This window comes from Archangium sp. (assembly GCF_057119385.1).
Genome location: NZ_DBNGVP010000041.1, coordinates 1 through 17,462, shown reverse-complemented (window position 1 = coordinate 17,462; position 17,462 = coordinate 1). Strand labels below are relative to the sequence as shown.

Here is a 17,462-nt window from a genome sequence, read left to right as displayed (position 1 = left end):
CTCGTATGGGGAGGAACGCGAAATCCTGCCCGTCCATGGCCGCGGGTGAGCTGGAGAGCGTGTCCTCGCCAGCACCGCGAATACCTCGGCCCCATTGTTCGAGTCGGGTGCCGCGCTCCACACGGGCCGTGGGCTTCAGTCCCCGCTTCTCCAGCGCGGCCTGGAAAGCGGGCAGCCGCTCGAGGACTTCCTCCAGCCGCCTCTGCTGGGCCAGCAGGAAGAGAATCTCCCTCAAGTCATTGTCGTAGGCCGAGTCGACGACGTAGACGGAGAGGACCTGGGCGTTGAGGCGTCCATAGGCTCCGGGGGCCCGCTGGAGAAGAGAGGCGCGCTTCTGGTTGAGCAGATGGGCAACGTCCTCGCGCGGCGGTCCCAGGCCACCGAGCCGTACGGCGCGCCAGTCGTCCAGGGCCTCCACCAGCCGGGGCATGTCCACCCGCTCCTGGAGGGCCAGGACTTCCCCGGGCGACGTGCAGGTGAGGAAGGGCGCCAGCAGTTCGTCACGGCTGGAGGAGAAGTCGGGCCAGCCCGGGGGCACGGCCTGCCCTCCGCACGAGGGCGAGCCCTGGGGGGCAGTCCCCACTCCGGCCAGCTCGGGCGCGGGAGCCTCGCCCGAGCTGGCCAGGGCGGCGTCCGGGCCCAGCCCGCGGGCGCTGCGGCGGCGGTGCAGCCGCTCCTGCCCGCCCGTTTCGGCGGAGAAGGCGTGCTCGCCCGCCTCCGTGGAAGCAAGAGGGGCGGGCGTCTCGGGCGCGGGCGTACTGGCCCCCGCTTCTCGCGACATGGAGAGCGCGCGGGGGCCCTCGGCGGTGCTGACAGCGTGTCGCGGCGCCAGGGTGACGCAGCCGGTGGAGAGCAGCACGGCGCCCAGCAGCGCCGCCCACCTGGGCGCCCACGCCTCAGCGCGCATGGTCCACCCCCGGGCCCAGCGAGGCGAAGGCACCCGGGCGCACCACCACCGCCGTCCCGTTCAGGTGGGCCCGCGTCACCGGCGGAGAAGCACCTCCGGCCCTGCCCCAGTCATGCACCGCCGACAGCCCCAGGGTGTAGCGGCCCCGCTGCCTGGGTGGCCCGGTGAAGCGGTGCTGCAAGTCCACCTCGGCCTGGGCCCCCATGAGACGCGCCCCCAGCACGTCCGAGGCGAAGGCCTCCACGTAGAGGGGGCCCAGGGTGCCGGTGAGGGAGGCGCCCGCAGGGGGGTCGTCCGGGTTGGCCCGGTTGGAGTAGCGGCGCGCCAGCCCGGTGGCCTCCACCCGCGTCAGGTCGCGCCACGTGGCGGGGGAAGGTGGCGGGGGAGACTCGCTGTCGGGCGAGGGAGAATCCATTGCCCCACCCAGCGCAGGACAGAGACACAGCAGCATCACGGTCCACGGGTGAGTCATCATCAGTCTGCGCCCTCCGGAAGCACCCCCGAACGGCGGCGCCCAAGCAAGCAATACCCGCTCACTCCGACAGGACGACTATCACACATGGCAATCCCCTGCCTTCTGTCCGGGCAGGCCGGGCACGCGCAATCTTCTTGGGCGGTTGTTCTTCCAAGGGGCCCCGGTAGGGACTGAAGCCACGCGCTCGTCACCGGGAGACGCCCCGCCCGGGACAGTGGCGGTTCGCGCCGCCATGTCGTGTGCCCGCGGACTGGAGGAGTTGGCGCCAGGCGGACACGGCGCTCCACCAGCAGCAGGCGCGCCAGTTCGTGGGCACGGGCTCACGGGCGGGGACTCGCTTGCCGTGGCGAAGCCCCTTCCGTCGCCTACGCCAGTCTCCCCAGCTTTGAGGGCCGGGCGTACCATCACGAGGTGACTGACACCCAGCCTGGCTGAAGGGTCCAAATCCCCCCGTGCGCAGTGGCACTCAAGACCATTGGATGGGCCGCCCCTCGTGGTCACCCGATGGGCGGTTCCTCGCTGCCGGCGGGATGAGTGGCCGTATCTGTATCTGGGATGCTCAAAGTGGTGAAACCCTCCAGCGCCTCAAGGGTGCCCCCGCCGGACGAGTGCCTCGGCTTCATCTACCGCTATGGCACGGTACTTCCGGAAGGCCTGCTGCCCCGCTTCATCGTGGAAACCTACGTCCACCGCGAGCCCAAGCACGCCAGGCGCTCTGGCGCCGTGTTGAAACGAGCCATCGGGAAGCTCCAGGCCATCCAGCCCGGTGGCAAACCCGTGAACGAGCACGACAAGACAGACCCAGCCTGGCTGGAGGTCACCAAGCAGCTCGATCGCGTGCTCGCGAAGCTCAAGCGGAGCTGAGACCGGGGCTCGCACTCCGGTTCCGGCCTCGCACTGTCCACACTCGGGGGAGAAAGTGTCACTCCTCGCCGGGGTCGAAGGACTTGATGGCCACCGCACGAACGGATGGGTCCTCCAGCCGGGTGATGCCCGCCTTCTTCAACGCCGCAGAGAACGCCTTGGCCCCATGGCCCTGCAGCGGCACGGTGATGGAGCCAAGCGATTCGGGCCCGTGGTCCTGCCACAGGAGAAACTGGACCCGGTACTCCTTGCGCCTGCGCTCGACCATCGCGACAGCCTCGCCTTTGTGGATGCCGCGCGAGAGCAGCTTCCCGAGCAGGAACGAGCGGATCTGCTCGTACGCCTCGTCCGACTCGACAGGCGTGCCGCTGACATGCAGCAGGAGATCGGCCTTGCCCGGCGTGGCCCTCAATTCTTCGACCTCATGCACCAGCTTGGCGACAACGGGATCGTCGGTCTCCGGATTCGAGCCGTGCGCCCCCCGCTCCTTCAACAATTCGTTCCGGATGCCCTGCTGAATCGGATGAAGGTTTTCGGGCGCCCGCTCGAGCAACCACTGGAGGTGTCGCGAGAGGATGGCCTCACAGGCCATTGAATCCCCGAGGTCGCGCAGCACCTGGAGATGGCTCCAGGCCGCGAGGGTCGTCATGTCATCTTCATTGCCACGGGTCCTCACCCAGGCTTGCAGTGCTTTGTGGCCAAGCTCCCGGGCAGGGTGAAGCTCGCCCTTCGCATGATGAACCGCGGCCAACTGAGACATCGCACTGAGCGTCCCGGGATGGTCCTCGCCCAGGTGCTGTTGGCCTGAGCGCAGCAGTTCTTCTTCCAGGGCATGCGCTTCCTGTTCCACGCCCAACTCACGGAGGGTCCCGGCGAGCTCGTTCAATGCGGTATGGGTCTCCCGGTGGCCTTCGCCGAAAGTCCGGCGACAGCGCTCCAATGCGTCCCGCTGGAGGACACACGCGCGTTGAAGCTCCCCGCCCCGCTTGAGGATCTTCGCGAGGTTCTGCATCGAGAGAATGGTGGCGGGATGCCCCTCTCCAGACTCTTTCGACCGGATGGCGAGGACCTCCTCTTGGAGTCGTCGCGCCTCCGCGTGGTCTCCTTTATCCGAGAGCGTCGCGGCAAGCTCCGACTGCAGGACGAGGGTCTTGGGGTGATGGAGGCCGTGAGTCCCCAGAAAGGCCGTGAGGACCCTTTCCTGGAGCGCTCGTGCTTCATCCAGTCTGTCCAACGAGCGAAGGATATTGGCGAGACTGCCCATCGCGAGGAGCGTGTCCGGGTGAGCCGGGCCAAGGACTTCCTCGGAGAACTGGAGGCACTTCTCCTCCAGTTCAAGTGCCTCTTCAAACTCCTCTTCCTCAGCGAGCAGACGAGCGAGGTTGCTCATCGCGACGAGGGTCTCGGGATGCTTGGGACCCAGGAGCCACATCTTGCCTTCCAGCACCTCCTCCTTCAGCTCGCGCGCCCGAACGAGGAATCCTTCATCCTGCAATGCCCCAGCGAGGTTACCCATCGCGGTGAGCGTGCTGGGGTGGGCAGCCCCCATCACGCGACGGCTCACCTCGACCAACCGTTCCCCGTAGGCGATGGCGCTGGCGTTGTCACCCAACTGCCGGTACGTCAGGGCGAGGTTGTTCACTGCGACGAGCGTATCGGGATGCTCCGGTCCCAATGTGTCCTGGACCCGCTCGAGAACTTCCCAGCCAAGGTCCCGGGCCTGCGTCAGCGCCCCTCGCTCCGCCAGGTAGGAACCCATGAGCAACCCGAGGTTCGCCTCGAGCGAGGCATCGCGCGGAGTGCCCTGCTGCCGCAGCGAGGCATGAAGGGACTCGGCGTGGGGGAACCAGAGCTGGAGCATGGGCCACGCCGCGGAGTCCCGGCACGCCTCCGGCGGAACCATCTCGAGCGCCGCCTTGCCGACATGCCGCAATTCCGCGGCCGGCTCGGGCGACTGGCCGCGCAGGAAGTCCGCGAGCAGGCGGTGCATCCGGCCGAAGAGGGGGATGTCCCGTCCCGGGATGGGCGTGATGAAGGACCTCGCCACCAACGCGGTACGCAGCTTCGCCTCCGAGGCCTCCGGCCCCAGGGCCTCGAGCAGCGCCATCGGAATGGGCTCGGGGGCCAGCCACGCGACGAGCCGGGCCGCCTTGCGCACCTCCTCCAGCAACCGCTCATAGGAGAGGGAGAAGGCCTCGGTGACGCCCCGGAGGGAGTCCCGCGGGACCTGGTCCCGGAGCGCGTCCATCTGCCGGTCCAGCTCCGGGGCGGGCCGCTCATGCAGGGCCTTCTCGAGCAGTTCCCGGGAGTCGATGGCCCCCAGGCGCAGGGCGCTGTTGAGCAATTCCAGCGCGAGCGGGAGATGGCCCACCCAGTGGGTGACGCGCCCCCACTCCTGGGGACCGAGGGCATGTTCCGTCACGTCGTGCGTCAGCAACACCCGCGAGCTCTCGGGCGCGAGCGGCTCGACGCGCAGGGGGACGACGCCCGGCTCGGTGATGCGAAGACGGGAGGTGACGAGCAGCGAGACGTGGACTGGCCCGGGGCAGAAGTCCCGGAGGGGCCGGGGGCGCTGTGTTCCCGAGGGCTCGGGCAGGTTGTCCACGACGTAGAGAACGGGCCGCGCGGAGGCCTCCCGGAGCGACTGGGCAAGAGCGGTGGACAGGTTCCGCTGCTCCTTGCGGAAGACGTGCAGGGGGGGCGTGTCGGGGCGGAGCGTCTGGAGGACGCCGTGGAGCTGTTCCTCCAGCCGCTCCTCGCCGGCATCGGCATCGATCCAGAAGACGCCGCCGGGGTAGTGACGCCCGTAGCGGTGCAGGTACTCCAGGGCGAGGCGCGTCTTCCCGGTGCCACCGCCGCCCTGGAGCGCGGCGATGCGCGGGTTGCCGAGCGGCGCCTGGGCCCGGAGCGCGAAATCGATTCCCCACAGCTCGTCCGCGCGTCCGACGAAGGCGGTGCCGAGCGAGGAGGGGAGGGAGACGGGGTAGAGCGGCTGCGTCACCTCCAGGGGAGCGGGGGGTTCGAGCGCGAGCTCCTCCACCACCTGCGCCGCCGTCCGGGAGCGCGAGGCGCCGAGTGCCTCCAGACGCTCGCCCAGGGTGGCTCCGGCGGCGTCGAGCCTCGAGCGGACCAGCGCCGCCAGGAGGGCGGTCTCATCCGCGCGAGGCCACTGGGTGTCGCGCAGCTGAGGGGGCAGGAGCGCCAGGCCCGAAGAGCCCGCCACGGGCCGGGCCACGACGAGCGGCGCCAGGGCCTCGCGCCGCTGCGCCTCGGACAGCCCCGGGTGCTTCTGGGCCGCGAGGAAGGGCGCCAGGGCGAAACGGAGCTCGCGACAGCAGTACAGCCGCTGGAAGTAGCCGTCCTCGGCGAAGAGGACCACGACCCTGGCGGCCCACATCGCGTCCCTCAGCGTGGCCGGCCAGTGCTCGCCCTGCTCCAGGCCGGAGGTATCCAGGAACGCCAGCCCCCCTTCGCCGCCGAGCGCCTGGTGCAGGGCCTCGGCGTGGGCACGGCTCGTCCTTCGCGCGTAGGAGATGAAGACGGGCGGGGGTGTCGGAGTGGGCACGGGCGATGGATGGCCCGATTCGCGCCCGGAATCCAGTCCGCGGCGCCCTCAGCGGGGCCGGGCCACGTACAGACAGCACACGCCGAAGGTGAGCGGCGTGACGCGCAGCACCTCGAGGCCCGAGTCGCGCATGATGCCGGCGAACACCTCGGGCTCGGGGAAGGCGGCGATGGACTCCTGGAGGTAGCGGTACTCGCGAGCCCCGGACAGCAGCCGGCCCATGAAGGGCACCACGGTGCGAATCTGGAAGCGCGCCAGCGGGCCGAGCAGTCCCCCGCGCGGCTCGGACAACTCGAGGATGGCGATGCGCCCGTCGGGCCTCACCACGCGGGCCATCTCCCGGAGGGCACGGGCCCGGTCCGGCACGTTGCGGATGCCGAAGGCCATGCACAACCCGTCGAAGCTGTCGTCCTCGAAGGGCAGCTGCTGCGCATCCCCCACCTTCAGCTCGCACACGCGGGTGAGGCCCTTGGCGGCCACCTTGCGCCGGCCCACCTCGAGCATGCCCTCGGAGGGGTCCACGCCCACCACCTGGGTGTCCGGGTGACGCTGGAGCACCTTGAGCGCGAGGTCCGCCGTGCCCGTGGCCAGGTCGAGCACCCGGGCCCCGGACTGGAGCTCCAGGGCATCCACCGTCTTGTTGCGCCAGCGCTGATCCACGCCGAACGACATGAGCCGGTTGAGCAGGTCATAACGGGGGGCGATCATGTCGAACATGGCGCCCGAGCCGCCTCGAGGCGCGGAGGACTCGGAGGACGGCGTGACGGAGGAGGGCTGGGGGGCGGTGCTCATGGGGCGGGCTATAGCACCCACCCCGCCGGATGGCCGAGGGGGGCGGAGGGGTCGGGGGTGCGGCGCTAATCCCACGAATTCGAGCAAGTCGTCCGGGGGGCCCGGAGGGGGTGGGGCGGGACGCGCATGGTAGATTGGGCGGATGCGACTCATGATTGCGTTGGGAGCGGCGGCACTGCTCGTGGGCTGTCCGGGGACGGAGGGGGACGGTGGGAATGGGGCCGATGACGTCTGCGTGAATCCACCGGTGGACCTGGCGGTGCCCTTCAAGGAGCTCAGCGGGGTGGTGGCGCACTGGGCGCTGTCCGCGGGCTGCATCCAGACGAGCTACGCGCCGGACATGAAGGACGCGCTGCCGGAGTTCGAGGCGGCACTGGCGGCGTGGGACGCGCAGGCGTGCAGCGACCTGTGCTTCACGGCGCCGGTGGAGAGCACGGTGCCGGCGGAGGACAGCTCGCAGCGGCGCGTGCACCTGGTGTCGGGAAGGCCGGCGGGCGTGGAGGGGTACAAGGTGCAGACGACGCTCACGCTGCGGCTGAGCACGGGGCGGCTCCTGCAGAGCGTCATCTACGTGGACACGGCCGCGCCCGGGGCGGTGACGCGAGGGGACTGGCTGACGGCGGTGGGCAAGGCGCTGGGAATCGGGACACCGGCGGAGGGAGTGGACAGCGTGATGAGCCGGGAGCAGCCCCAGCCGCGCACGGCGCTCACCGGGAAGGACATCGAGACCTTCTGCCGCCTGTACGGCCGCCCGACGTTCTGCGGCAACTGAGCGGAGCGCGGAAGCAGACGGGCCCGGGGCGGGACAACGTGACAGGGTACCCGGGACTCCCTGATGTCGGAAGTAGGGTGTAGTGTCTGGGGATGCACCCTGAATCCAGCAGTGCACCCTGGACGCCCCTTGAAGAGACCCGCCCGGCTGCCCATGCTCCAGACATGGGCACCGGCCAGAGACGCAAGGCGACGTACGCGGACCTGGAGGCGGTCCCTCCGCACCTCGTGGCGGAACTGGTGGACGGTGAGCTGTACACGAGCCCCCGTCCGGCTTCGCCCCATGTCTTCGCACACGGAGCCCTGCACCATGAGCTCTATGGACCCTTCTCCCTGGGAAGGGGGGGCCCGGGTGGCTGGTTGATCCTCTCCGAGCCGGAGCTGCACCTGGGCGAGGACGTGCTGGTGCCGGACATCGCGGGCTGGCGCCGCGAGCGCATGCCGGTGATGCCCGAAGTGGTGGGCTTCACCCTCGCGCCGGACTGGGTCTGCGAGGTGCTCTCGCCCTCCACGGAGGTGCTGGATCGGGAGAAGAAGATGAAGGTCTACGCCCGAGAGGGCGTGCGCCACCTGTGGTTGGTGGACCCGCTGCGTCGAGCACTGGAGGTCTACGCGTTGGACGGTGGCCACTGGAAGACGCTGGGCACGCACGCCGGCCAGGCGTACGTGCACGCCGAGCCCTTCACGCCCCTGCGCCTGGAACTCGGCCTGCTCTGGCAGCGCTGACCCGGGAGGACGAGCCCTCGTCACGATTCACGCGAGCCCGCTCTGCCTCGGCGAAACCCGCGGCGCTGCTCGCAGGGGCGCCGCCCAGACAGACGAGGCATCTCCATGGATCAAGTGGAACCCATCGCGCCACGCGCGGACATCGTTTCCAACTCGCCCACCCAGTTCGAGTTGCGCGGGAAGGACATTCACGTGAGCTTCTCGACCACGAGCATCACCGGCCGGCCGCTCCTGCAGTACCGGGATCGCCAACGCCAGGTGAGCGCGAGCGGCGATGAAATCCGCCAGGTGGATGTGGGAATCGGAACGCTGGTCACCCTCGAGCTGCAGTCGAACGCGGCGGATGCCGGGGGAATCCTCTTCAGCGTGTTGATTCCCCATGCCCAGCTGATCGGCCAGGACCGCAGTGTGAGAATCCGCACGGTGGGCATCACCACGCGCACCCCGGGGTTCGTCATCCCCACCACCCGGCAGGTCGAGACGTACACCGAGGTGAACCTGTCGGGAGAAGCCACCCTCGTGTTCTCCTGACGCGGGCCGAGGCGGGGGAGTCCCGTCCCGACATCCGGACTTGATTGGAGCCGAGGCGCCGGGGAGGCTCGCCGCCCCCGTCAGAAGCGGGGAGCCTCACCTCCAGGAGAACACATGCCCCAGGCGATTCCGGACGGATACCACTCGCTGACGCCGTACCTGGCGCTGCGCGACGCGGCGAAGGCCATCGAGTTCTACAAGACGGCGCTCGGTGCGGAGGAGGTGTACCGGCTGCTGATGCCGGACGGGAAGCTTGCCCACGCGGAGCTGCGGATGGGCACGTCGCGGCTGATGCTGTCGGACGCGATGCCGGAGTGGGGCAACAAGAGCGCGAAGGACCTGGGCGGCTCGCCCATGGCGCTGTGCGTGTACACGGAGAACGTGGATGCGCTGAACGAGCGCTTCCTGAAGGCGGGAGGCAAGCAGGTGCGGCCGCTGGAGAACCAGTTCTACGGGGACCGCACGGCGCAGGTGGAGGATCCCGAGGGGTACAAGTGGACGCTCGCGCAGCACGTGGAGGACGTGACGCCCGAGGAGATGCAGCGGCGCATGGCGAAGATGATGGGCGGGTAGGGCGGAGCGCCCGCGGCACGGGGAAGCCAGCGTCCCGCGGAGCATTCCTCGATGGGAGCCGCTACGAGGGCGACTCCTCACCCGATGGACTGCCGGCCGCGTACGGCGGCTGAGGACCGGTCTCGGTTGCAACCTTCGTGGTACACCGGTCGCGACAGGAGCCAAGGTGGGCACCAGTCGAGGAGCGACATGGCCACGAAGACACGGGGAAGAGCACAGCTGGCGAAACGAGGGCGGGCGGGCTCACGCAAGCCGACACCTTCTGAGCCACTGCCCGTGTACTTCCGTTCATTGACCCTTGAGAACGTGCGCTGCTTTGGACCCGAGCAGACCCTGAACCTCTCCGACGGCAAGGGACGACCGGCGAGATGGACGGTGATTCTCAGCAACAACGGCATGGGCAAAACGACCCTGCTGCAGGCACTCACCGCCTTCGAACCCATTTCCTATGAACAGGAGGGAGATCGCTACCACCTCCCCAAGGGGTACTTCCTGCCGGAAACCCTGTCCTGGAATCCTGTTCGGCACCAGGCGTATCTCGCCCGTTTTTCCGCCAAGGTCAGGGCCGGAGCGCTGCTGGCAAGTGGTGGCGGAAACGAAGAACAAGCCGAGCTTGAGTATGCATTGGAGCCCATGTGGGGAAGCGAAGCGACGATTGTCTCCACGCCCTTCCAGAATCTGGTCTGCTATGGCTATGGAGCAACTCGCCGAATGGGCAATGGCACGTTGTCCGCCCAGAAGGAGTCGCGTTCCAGCGATAGCCTCTTCCTCGAGGATGTACCGCTTCGAAACGCGGAGGAATGGCTCCTACAAGCCGATTACGCAGCCAGCAAGGAGCTACTCGCACAAGAGAACAAGGGGGGAGCAAAGCAGAAGCGTGATCGCATCAAACAACTGCTGCTCGATTTGCTGCCAGAGGTGCATGACCTGCGCTTCGCACCTCCCGATGTGACCAACCCAACGGCCAGGGTGGAAGTCCAGACTCCCTACGGTTGGGTCGCGATGCGAAGTTTGAGCCTGGGATACCGGACACTCATCGCCTGGATGGTGGACCTCGCGAGCCGCATGTTCGAGCGCTACCCCGACAGCCCCAACCCGCTGGCTGAACCCGCGGTGGTGCTCGTCGACGAAATCGATCTCCACCTGCATCCCACGTGGCAGCGCCAGCTCATCGGCTATTTGACCGAGCGTTTCCCCAACACCCAGTTCATCGTGACGGCGCACAGCCCGCTCGTCGTCCAGAGCGCCGCGGATGCGAACATCGTGGTCCTCAAGCGGGAGGGTGACCACGTCGTCATCGACAACGACGTGGAATCCATCCGGGGCTGGCGGGTGGACCAGATCCTCACGAGCGACCTGTTCGGGTTGGAGACGGCCCGGCCACCCCAGGCCGAGGAACTGCTCAAGGAGCGGACCGCGCTTCTCGCCAAACCTCGACTGACGCCCAAGGACAAAACCAGACTGCGGGAGCTGGAAACGGCAATCGGGCCCCTGCCCACGGGTGAGACGAAGACCGAGCGCGAAGCCCTCGAGCTCATCCAGCGCGCCGCCGAGCGCCTGCGGGATGGCCAGAAGTGATCCGCGTCCGCAAACCGGCCGAGCCACCCGAGGTCCTTCAGACGAAAGGCGAGCGCGCCCGGCGATCCATGAGTACGGCGTACTCGCGAGCCCCTCGGAGCTACCAGAAGGGCAAGAGAACGTTCGAGTTCGACTCGAGCCTCTACGCCCATGAGACCGTCAAGCAGGCGCTCATCGCGGCACAACACGGCAAGTGCGCCTTCTGCGAATCGCCGTTCGAGCATATCTCCTACGGAGACGTCGAGCACTTACGCCCCAAGGGGGGATGGCGCCAGGAGGAAGGTGAGCCCCTGAACCAGCCCGGCTATTACTGGCTGGCCTACGAGTGGTCCAACCTGTTCGTGTCCTGCACCCTCTGCAATCAGCAGTTCAAGGAGAACCTCTTCCCCTTACAGACCCCCGCGCGGCGGGCCCGAAGCCACAAGGAGGATGTGACGGCAGAGGACCCGCTACTGCTCGACCCCTCCGTGGACGACCCCGAGGCATTCATCTCATTCCGGGAAGAGGTGCCCTACGCAGTGGATGGCAACGCACGCGGGGAGGTGACAATTCACACCCTGGGCCTCCGTCGGGAGAAACTGGCTGAGCGCCGAAGGGAGCATCTGGGCCACGTGAGGGCGTTGAAGAACCTCATCAAGATCGGCCAACAGCCCTATGCCGAGGAGGCACGGGAGATCCTCCAGCGCATGCAGCAGGACTCCAGGCAGTACGCCGCGATGACCCGCGCCTTCCTGCGCTGATGACGGCGGAGCCCCGGAAACACGAAGGGTGAGGGCAGTGGCGAACCCGGGGTCCGCACCACCCTCACCCCGTCCCTCTCCCGGAGGGAGAGGGGAAATGCCCGCGGTGAACTGCCCGCGGTGAACTGGCGGAAGTGAAGCGGTTACTTCGCGGGCGGCGCGGGCTGCGTGGGCACGGGGGCCTTGGCCTTCTTCTCCGCTCCCGCGAAGTCGCCGGCCTTGACCACCGTCACCTTCTTCCAGTCCAGGTAGCGCGAGAGCGCCGTGCGCACGTCCTCGGGCTTGAGCTCGCTCATGCGCTTCTCGAAGGCCGCGTCGAACTCCAGCGTGCGCCCGTAGTACAGGTACGACGCCAGCGTGCGCGCCAGGCCCCCGTCATCCGCGCGGCCCGTGCGCCGGTACTCCAGCAGGCCCGCCCGCGCCTTCTCCAGCTCGTCCGCGGTGAAGCCCTGGCTCAGCACCTTCTCCAGCTCCTCGCGCACCGCCGTCTCCAGCTTCGCGGCGTTCTGCGGCGCGTAGATGGCGTACGTGGAGAACGCGCCCACCGGGTCCAACGAGCCCGCGTTCAACGAGCTGCCCACCGTATAGGACAGGCCGTCCTGCTGGCGCACGCGCGTGGCCAGCCGCGAGTTGAGGAAGCCGCCGCCGAGCAGGAAGTTGCCGAGCACCAGCGCCGGGTAGTCCGGGTTGTCATCGCGCAGCCCCAGCCCCTGGCCCGCGAGGAACAGCGCGTTGGCCTTGTCCGGCGTCTCGAGCATCAGCGCCTGGGTGCCCGTCTTGTACGGCTGCGCGGCGATGCGCGCGTACGGCGCCGGGCTCTTCCAACCGCCGAACAGCTCGGCCACCTGCTTGTGCAGGGCCTCGGCGTCGAAGTCCCCCACCGCGGCGAGCTCGCCCTGCGAGGCGCCGTAGAACTCGCGGTAGAAGGCCCGCGCCTGCTCCAGGGTGGTGTTCTTCACCCCGGCGAGCGACTCGTCCAGCGTCTCCGCGTAGTACGGGTGCCCGGCGGGGTAGGGAGACAGCGCGCGCGAGAAGGCGATGCGGCCCTGGGTGTTGGGCTCGCTGCGCTGGGCCTCCAGCGAGGCCAGCCGCTCCTCCTGGAGCAGGGCGAACTCCCGGGCGTCGAAGGCGGGCTCGCGCAGCACCTCGGCCACCAGCGTCATCACCTCGGGGAGGTTCTTGCGCGGGGCTTCCATCCAGACGCTGACGCCGGAGGCGCCGCCGTCCACGCCCACGCGGGCCTTGAGCTTGTCGAAGGCGTCGCGCAGCTGCTGGCGGGTGTGCTTCTTCGTGCCGCGCATGAGCATCATGCCGGCGAAGTCCGCGGCGTCCGAGCGGCCCCAGACGGCCTTCTCGGTGCCCCAGCGCAGGTTGAAGGTGACGTGGGCCATCTCGCCGCGCGTCTTCTTGGGCAGCAGCGCGAGCTTCAGGCCCGCGGCCTGCGAGCGCTGCACGCGCTGCTCGATGTGGGCGGGAGACGGGTCGAAGGCCTCGCCCACGACGGCCTCGCCGCGGCCCTTGTAGCCCTCGAGCAGGGAGGCCACGTTGACGCGCTCGGGCATCTCCGAGCGGTCCGGCTTCGCGGTGGGGATGAACTGGCCGAGCGTGCGGTTGGAGGACTTGAGGTAGCTCCGCGCCACGCGCGTGACGTCGGCGGCGGTGACGGCTTCAATCCGGTCGCGGTGGAGGAAGAAGAGGCGCCAGTCGCCGATGGCGGCCCACTCGGACAGCTGGATGGCGGCGCTCTCCGAGTCGTTGAGCATGAGCTCCACGTACTTGAGCAGGGCCGTCCTGGCGCGGTCCACCTCGTCCTGGGTGAAGGGCGTGCGGGCGGCGTCCTCCACGGTCTTCAGGAGGGCATCGCGGGCGGCGTCGAGGGACTGGCCCTCGCGGACCTCGGCGGAGAAGGCGAGGATGCCGGGGTCGTGGAGCTGGAAGTTGGAGGCCCCGGCGCTGGAGGCCTTCCTGGTCTCGACGAGGGCCTTGTAGAGGCGGCCGGAGGGGGCGTTGCCGAGGATGTGCGTGAGCACGTCGATGGCGGCGAAGTCGGGGTGGGCGCCCTCGGGGACGTGGTAGACGGCGGTGAGGGCGGACACATCGCCCACGCGGCGCAGGGTGACGAGCCGCTCGCCGTCCTGGGTGGGCTCCTCGGTATAGGTGGCGGGGAGGGGCTCGGCGGGACGGGGCAGGGCGCCGAAGGTCTTCTGCACCTCGGCGAGGGCCTTCTGGGGCTCGAAGGCGCCGGCGATGACGAGCATGGCGTTATCGGGCCGGTAGTACTTCCGGTAGAAGGCCTGGAGACGCTCGATGGGGACGTGCTCGAGGTCCGCGCGGGCGCCGATGGTGGACTTGCCGTAGTTGTGCCACGAGAAGGCGGAGCTCATGACGCGCTGGAAGAGGATGCGCGAGGGGTCGTTCTCGCCGCGCTCGAGCTCGTTGCGCACGACGGTCATCTCGCTGTCGAGGTCCTTCTTGGCGATGAAGCTGTTGACCATGCGGTCGGCCTCGAAGGAGAGGGCCCAGCGGAGGTTGTCGTCGGAGGAGGGGAGGGTCTCGTAGTAGTTGGTGCGATCCAACCAGGTGGTGCCATTGGGGCGGGCGCCGCGCTGGGTGAGGGCCTGGGGCACGTTGGGGGTGGAGGGGGTGCCCTTGAAGAGGAGGTGCTCGAGGAGGTGGGCCATGCCCGTCTCGCCGTAGCCCTCGTGGCGGGAGCCGACGAAGTAGGTGACGTTGACGGTGACGGTGGGCCTGGTGGGGTCGGGGAAGAGGAGGACGCGCAGCCCGTTGTCGAGCCGGTACTCGGTGATGCCCTCGACGCTGGTGAAGGGAGCGGCGGGGGAGGAGGGGGCTTCGGCGCGGGGCGGAGGGGCGGCGTCAGCGGGGGGCGAGGAGGGGCCCGGCGCGTTGACGAGCGGGGGAGTGCAGGCCGCGACGAGGAGGGCCGCGACGAGGAGGCGGAAGCGTGCGGAGAGGGTCATAGGCATCTGGAACCTACCAACCGGGCATGCCCGGGGGGTGTTCCCGAAAGAGGGGCATGGGGGAAGAAAGCCCAGGGCTGAACGAAGCGGGGAAAAAGCTGAGCAGGGGAGCACCCGGGCCATCCTCCCCTCTCCCTCTGGGAGAGGGTCGGGGTGAGGGTCTTGCAAGAAATGACGAGTCCCCAGGACCGATGGATACCAGAACGAAGAGAGCCACCACGAAGAAGAGTTCCACCAGGCCCCGCCCACTGGGAACGGTCATCGCCGAACGGAACCTGACGCTCGAAGGGAAGAAGAACGCGTCCGCAAGGATCCGAATCGGGAAGCCCCGGAAGGATCGCACGACAGGCGACTACGTCTGTCCCTACACCTTCGAGGGCCTTGGCGACCGGGAAGTCCGTGAGGCCTGGGGCATGGACTCCATGCAGGCGCTACAGAATGCCCTGCAGGCCATCCGTCTCGAGCTCACCCCTCATGCGGACACTCTGAGTTGGGCGGGAGGGCAGGACGGCTGGCTGGGATTTCCCAAGGTGATTCCCGATCTCTTCGGACCGGCGTTCACCCTGCGACTGGAGAAGATGGTGGAGAAGGAGACGGATCGTTTCGCACGCACCCTGGAATCCACCCATCGCCGAGCCGGACAACCGGCTCACGGGAAGCGGAGCACCAGACGTCAGGGCTGACCCTCACGGGTTCTCGAGACGGGCCGCCCCGAGCGCCACCAGCGCATCGGCGAGACGATCGATCTCCCCGCCCTCCAGTCCTGTGGACGCGAGCTCCTCACGGGCCTTCCGCCGGGTGGCCTCGCGGTCCAGGCCTCGCGGCACACGCGGCACGAGCGTACTGATGCGAGCACTGATGCGCGCGAGCGCCGGCCGGAGCTCCTCGTCGAGCGAGTGCACGGGAGCCTCCGCGGCGGCCGGAGGTGTGCGGAGCTGAATCCGCTTCGCCGCGTCCATCTGTGCCTGGAAGAAAGCGGAGATGGCCTCGTCCGGAGGCGCCGGAACGCCCAGGGCCGCGGCGGCGGCGTGGACCTCCTTCAGCGCGGCCTCCAGCACCCGAGCCTCCTGTGCGGGCACCTCGATGGGCTGACCCGCGCGCTGCTTGGCCGTGGCCACCCAGGGCATCAATGCCAGACGCTCGGCGGTGGCGGAGAGCAGCGCGTCCACGGGGGTCGCGGTGGGACCGGTGGCGCCGGGGCCCAGGTAGCTCTGACGGAGCGCCCCGAGCGCGCCGCGGGCCTCCTGCCGCAGGAGCCACGTGTCCAGCTCGGTGGCCAGCCCGGCCCGGGAGGGCTGCACGAAGAGCGCCACCACGTCCCGGGTGAAGGGCCCCACGCGCTCGATGCCGGAGAGGCCCTCGGCCCAGCGAGGACCCTCGACGGTGTTGGTGAGCGCCGCATCGGCCTGCCCGGAGGCGAGCGCCTCGCGCACCGCCGCGTTGTCGGGAATGGCGAGGATGCGCGCGTTCTGGAAGTGCGCACGCGCCACGCGCTCCAGGTGTCCGCCCCGGTTCACGGCCACGCGGAAATCAGGCCGGTCGAGCGCCCGCAGCAGCGCGAGTGGCGCCTCGGTGTCACCGGCCGCGGGCGGAGGGGCCCAGGCCGGGCGCCGCAGGAGCAACAGGGCCCCATTGCGCGCCACGGGGACGGTGTAGCGCCCGGCCAGCGAGCGCTCGGGGCGGAGGGTGAGACCACTGGCCGCCAGGTCGAAGCGCTGAGCGCCGAGGTCCGCCAGCAGCTCCGGCCAGAGGAAGCGCACCCACTCGAGCCGGTATCCGCGCTCGGAGGCGAAGCACTCCAGGAGCGCGGCATCGAAGCCGGACACCTGCCCGTCCCGCATGGAGCTGAAGGGCGGATAGTCACCACTCGTTCCGACGCGGAGGAGCCGGGTCTCGCGAGGGGGTGACGTGGTGCCGGGATGCGTCGCACACGCCGCGAACAGGGCCAGCACGCAGCCCGCGAGCGCGAGGCGGGCACGAGGGAGGGAAGGGAGCATCCCCGGACTCTGCCCCAGGCAGGGCGAATCCCCCAGGGGACGTGCGTGCGACCCACGTAGAACGGACACAGGTGCGCGGCGCGCCGGAGGTCGTGCAAGCTGCCGGGGCATGAAAAGCTCCCGTCCGCTGTCAGGTGGAGTGCTCGCGCTGGGGCTCATCCTCTGCGCTGCGTGCGCCACCTCTCCGGCCAGTACTCCCGAGACGCCGCGCCCACGGCAGGAGCCAGAACAGGTGCGCACGACTCCACTGCCCGATGGCCGCCTGCGACTCTCCTTCGAGCCGGTGTTACCCGACCCCTCCCTGGAGCGAATGCGCCTGGAAGACGCCCGGGACGTTCTCACGTCCCTGCACGCGTCCCTGCGGACCCAGCAGCCCCCCCGGCCGCGGCTCGTCCTGGCCTCCACGGCCTCGACGCAGCCGCCGCCCCAGGGCTGGCGCGCTCACCTGCTCGAGGAGCTCCTCTCACGCTTCGGCCCTTCCCGGCTGCCCCTGCCCCAGTCCCTGGAGACGAGCCCTGTCCTCCTCGCCCTGAAACGCTCTCCCCACTACATGGGCGCGGGCGCCCGTGAAGCGGCGCGCGAGCTGTTCTCCTCTCCCGTCTTCCTCTCCAGTGTCACCCTCTCGGTTTTCCTCTACTTCTCCGCCTGGCTGGCGCCCGAGCCGGTGTTCAGCAAGGCCTTCGTGGCCCTGCTGACGCTCCGGCTCTCGCTGGCCGTGGGTGTGCTGGAACTCACCCGCGTGGCCCTGGCCTGTGTCCAGCTGTACCGGGAAGCCCACGCGGCCACGACACCGCAGGAAATCGAGCGGGTGGCCGAGCGCTTCGGCAAGGCGCTGGGCGGCACGGGGTTACGGGTGCTCATGCTGGTGGCCAGCCTGGGCGTGGCCAAGGGACTGCCCCCGGTGCCCGAGGGCGGACTCACGGCGTTGCTGCGCGCCCCGCGCTACGCCCTCCCCGAGGGCCTGT

13 protein-coding genes and 2 pseudogenes are annotated in these 17,462 nt (G+C 69.3%); 9 read left to right on the top strand and 6 right to left on the bottom strand.

Translation table 11 applies throughout. The annotated features are described in order from the left end of the window. Nucleotides 1-907: pseudogene (locus AC16DP_RS09775) on the bottom strand (hypothetical protein); the annotation flags it as partial. Nucleotides 908-941: 34 nt separating this feature from the next. Further along, nucleotides 942-1,235: pseudogene (locus AC16DP_RS09770) on the bottom strand (hypothetical protein); the annotation flags it as partial. A 714-nt stretch (nt 1,236-1,949) separates the two neighbouring features. Between AC16DP_RS09770 and AC16DP_RS09765 the strand changes: the two are divergent. Beyond that, entirely contained in the window at nt 1,950-2,246 is a 297-nt protein-coding gene (locus tag AC16DP_RS09765) for a hypothetical protein (protein WP_329728754.1), read from the top strand. 58 nt (nt 2,247-2,304) lie between these two features. Here AC16DP_RS09765 and AC16DP_RS09760 read toward each other — a convergent pair whose 3' ends face one another. Continuing rightward, nucleotides 2,305-5,811: a tetratricopeptide repeat protein gene (locus tag AC16DP_RS09760; RefSeq protein WP_329728753.1), complete on the bottom strand. Its 3,507-nt coding sequence runs from the start codon at nt 5,809-5,811 to the stop codon at nt 2,305-2,307. 48 nt (nt 5,812-5,859) lie between these two features. Continuing rightward, the gene (gene ubiE, locus AC16DP_RS09755; protein ID WP_329728752.1) at nt 5,860-6,603 is read right to left on the bottom strand and encodes a bifunctional demethylmenaquinone methyltransferase/2-methoxy-6-polyprenyl-1,4-benzoquinol methylase UbiE; all 744 of its coding nucleotides are present in this window, start codon (nt 6,601-6,603) and stop codon (nt 5,860-5,862) included. 151 nt (nt 6,604-6,754) lie between these two features. On the opposite strand from ubiE, the gene AC16DP_RS09750 reads away from it, so the two are divergent. From AC16DP_RS09750 to AC16DP_RS09725, 6 genes are all read left to right on the top strand, one after another. After that, a complete protein-coding gene (locus AC16DP_RS09750; RefSeq protein ID WP_483956686.1) occupies nt 6,755-7,375 on the top strand; it encodes a hypothetical protein in 621 nt (206 codons plus the stop codon). Nucleotides 7,376-7,539: 164 nt separating this feature from the next. After that, entirely contained in the window at nt 7,540-8,100 is a 561-nt protein-coding gene (locus AC16DP_RS09745) for a Uma2 family endonuclease (RefSeq protein ID WP_329728750.1), read from the top strand. A gap of 105 nt (nt 8,101-8,205) precedes the next feature. Beyond that, the gene (locus tag AC16DP_RS09740) at nt 8,206-8,631 is read left to right on the top strand and encodes a hypothetical protein (RefSeq protein ID WP_329728749.1); all 426 of its coding nucleotides are present in this window, start codon (nt 8,206-8,208) and stop codon (nt 8,629-8,631) included. Between the two features lie 114 nt (nt 8,632-8,745). Beyond that, nucleotides 8,746-9,204: a VOC family protein gene (locus tag AC16DP_RS09735; protein WP_329728748.1), complete on the top strand. Its 459-nt coding sequence runs from the start codon at nt 8,746-8,748 to the stop codon at nt 9,202-9,204. A gap of 189 nt (nt 9,205-9,393) precedes the next feature. Then, on the top strand, nt 9,394-10,782 hold the full coding sequence (locus AC16DP_RS09730; RefSeq protein WP_329728747.1) for an AAA family ATPase: 1,389 nt from the start codon (nt 9,394-9,396) through the stop codon (nt 10,780-10,782). Further along, nucleotides 10,779-11,522, top strand: coding sequence for an HNH endonuclease family protein (locus tag AC16DP_RS09725; protein WP_329728746.1), 744 nt, complete (start codon nt 10,779-10,781; stop codon nt 11,520-11,522). Before AC16DP_RS09730 ends, AC16DP_RS09725 begins: the two co-directional genes overlap by 4 nt. 143 nt (nt 11,523-11,665) lie before the next feature. Here AC16DP_RS09725 and AC16DP_RS09720 read toward each other — a convergent pair whose 3' ends face one another. Beyond that, the gene (locus AC16DP_RS09720) at nt 11,666-14,500 is read right to left on the bottom strand and encodes a M16 family metallopeptidase (protein ID WP_329728745.1); all 2,835 of its coding nucleotides are present in this window, start codon (nt 14,498-14,500) and stop codon (nt 11,666-11,668) included. Nucleotides 14,501-14,526: 26 nt separating this feature from the next. Between AC16DP_RS09720 and AC16DP_RS09715 the strand changes: the two genes are divergently transcribed. Further along, nucleotides 14,527-15,183 (top strand): DUF6968 family protein, encoded by a 657-nt coding sequence (locus tag AC16DP_RS09715; RefSeq protein WP_414640712.1) that lies wholly within the window; start codon nt 14,527-14,529, stop codon nt 15,181-15,183. 3 nt (nt 15,184-15,186) lie between these two features. On the opposite strand, the gene AC16DP_RS09710 is transcribed toward AC16DP_RS09715, so the two are convergent. Then, nucleotides 15,187-16,497: a transporter substrate-binding domain-containing protein gene (locus tag AC16DP_RS09710; RefSeq protein ID WP_329728743.1), complete on the bottom strand. Its 1,311-nt coding sequence runs from the start codon at nt 16,495-16,497 to the stop codon at nt 15,187-15,189. A gap of 109 nt (nt 16,498-16,606) precedes the next feature. Here AC16DP_RS09710 and AC16DP_RS09705 point away from each other — a divergent pair. Then, the coding region (locus AC16DP_RS09705) for an AHH domain-containing protein (protein ID WP_483956685.1) at nt 16,607-17,462 on the top strand (856 nt) is incomplete at its 3' end.